Raw genomic sequence first — 2,496 nt, forward strand, 5'->3', positions numbered from 1 at the left:
AGCTCTTGATACAGCACTTGGAATTGGCGGATATCCTCGCGGACGGATTATTGAAGTATACGGTCCTGAAAGCTCAGGTAAAACAACTGTGGCGCTTCATGCGATTGCTGAAGTTCAGCAGCAGGGCGGACAAGCCGCGTTTATCGATGCGGAGCATGCGTTAGATCCGGTATACGCGCAAAAGCTCGGTGTTAACATCGAAGAGCTTTTACTGTCTCAGCCTGACACAGGCGAGCAGGCACTTGAAATTGCGGAAGCATTGGTTCGAAGCGGGGCAGTTGACATTGTCGTTGTCGACTCTGTAGCCGCTCTCGTTCCGAAAGCGGAAATTGAAGGTGACATGGGAGATTCTCATGTCGGTTTACAAGCACGCTTAATGTCTCAAGCGCTTCGTAAGCTTTCAGGAGCCATTAACAAATCGAAGACAATCGCGATTTTCATTAACCAAATTCGTGAAAAAGTCGGTGTTATGTTCGGGAACCCGGAAACAACTCCTGGCGGCCGTGCGTTGAAATTCTACTCTTCCGTGCGTCTTGAAGTGCGCCGTGCTGAACAGCTGAAACAAGGCAACGACGTAATGGGGAACAAAACGAAAATCAAAGTCGTGAAAAACAAGGTGGCTCCGCCGTTCCGTACAGCCGAGGTTGACATTATGTACGGAGAAGGCATTTCAAAAGAAGGCGAAATCATTGATCTAGGAACTGAACTTGATATCGTGCAAAAAAGCGGTTCATGGTACTCTTATGAAGAAGAGCGTCTTGGCCAAGGCCGTGAAAATGCAAAACAATTCCTGAAAGAAAATAAAGATATCATGCTGATGATCCAGGAGCAAATTCGCGAACATTATGGCTTGGATAATAACGGAGTAGTGCAGCAGCAAGCTGAAGAGACACAAGAAGAACTCGAATTTGAAGAATAAAAATAAAATAAGTTTCAAATGATACAAAAGGCTGAGTGAAAAACTCAGCTTTTTTGTATTTTGCAAAAAAATGATAAAAATATTGCTTTTTTTGACAACTTTTTTAGGGCTTTATTCGTCTAACAAAACGTGTGCAAAATGGAATTTATTTTGGGAGGAAAAAATGAATGACAAGCCCAACCCGCAGAAGAACTGCGAAACGCAGACGGAGAAAACTAAATAAAAGAGGAAAACTGTTGCTTGGTCTTTTAGCAGTGATGGTTTGCATTACGATTTGGAATGCTCTTCATCGAAATAGTGAAGAAAACGAGCCATCTCAAGAAACTGCAGCGGTTTCAAATACCGATCAGAAAAAAGAGGTCAAAAAGAAAACTGCCAAAAAATCAGAGGAACAAATCAAAACAGTGGATCGAAATCAAAAAATCAGCAATTATTTAGAAGAGATCGGTTTCAGCGGAACAGCCATGATTGTCAGAAATGGAGAAATCGTAACAAATAAAGGTTTTGGCTATGCTGACCGTAAACACTACATTCAAAATAATCCATTGACATCTTTTTATGTCGGTTCATCACAAAAAGCGCTGATTGCAACTGCTATTTTGCAGCTTGAGGAAAAGGGGAAACTTCAGACAAGTGATCCGGTAAGCACGTATTTACCTCATTTTCCTAACGGACAAACGATTACTTTGAAGAATCTGCTTACACATACATCGGGGATAAACGGACATATTGAAGGAAACGGCGCCATTACTCCGGACGATTTAATAAAAGACATAGAACTTCAGGGAATCAAACGTCAGCCGGGCGTATGGGACTACAAGGATTCCAACTATTCTGTTCTCGCTTATATTATTGCTGAAGTAAGCGGTGAGCCCTATGAACAGTACATAAAGAATCATATTTTTAAACCTGCGGGAATGAAGCATGCAGGCTTTTACAAAACATATGAAAAAGAACCTTATCCTGCTGTCGGGTATAAGATGGAGGGCAGCAAAACAGTTACACCGTATATACCTGATCTATCCCAGCTGTATGGAGCCGGTGATATTTATATGAGCGCTATAGATATGTACAAATTTGACCAAGCGCTGATAGACGGAAAACTGTATTCGCAAAAAAGCTATGAAAAGATGTTTACGCCAGGGAGCAGCTCCACATACGGCATGGGATTTTATGTTGCTCCCGGAAGCTATTCAAACCATGGTGTTATGCCGGGCTTCAATATTTTGAACAGCTTTAGCAAATCTGGGCAAACCATTGTTATTTTGTTCTCAAACATTCAAAATAATGCTAAATTGGGCCAAGTGAACAATAAAATATACCAGCTTCTAAATCAAGAATGATTGGCGATCTTCTTTTGGATGAATTGCATTCGGCACGTGAAAAGACGAATGGCCTGCAAACGTTAAGATGGCAAGCTTGACAAGTATTTCCGACACATTTACAATGAAGTTGTAACATTTGTTTTTTTAACATGATTGTTAAACCATTTAAACTTGACAAGGGCGATGAACACTCTCATTCCCTGTGAAGGTTCTGTATGTTGAGAAAACTAGACAATGTACATGCCGACACTT

2 protein-coding genes are annotated in these 2,496 nt (G+C 41.3%); both read left to right on the forward strand.

The features are described 5' to 3' along the window. Positions 1 to 919 (forward strand): recombinase RecA (gene recA, locus RAC86_RS37715; RefSeq protein WP_377886858.1); only part of this gene is annotated, 919 nt, incomplete at its 5' end. A 167-nt stretch (positions 920 to 1,086) separates the two neighbouring features. Further along, positions 1,087 to 2,262: a serine hydrolase domain-containing protein gene (locus tag RAC86_RS37720; protein ID WP_038428981.1), complete on the forward strand. Its 1,176-nt coding sequence runs from the start codon at positions 1,087 to 1,089 to the stop codon at positions 2,260 to 2,262. Positions 2,263 to 2,496: the final 234 nt, after the last annotated feature.

The sequence above is a fragment of the Bacillus sp. LR_5 genome (assembly GCF_042709275.1).

Coding starts and splice junctions, on each gene's coding strand:
- RAC86_RS37720 (WP_038428981.1), top strand. CDS start 1,087: ATGACAAGCCCAACCCGCAGAAGAACTGCGAAACGCAGACGGAGAAAA.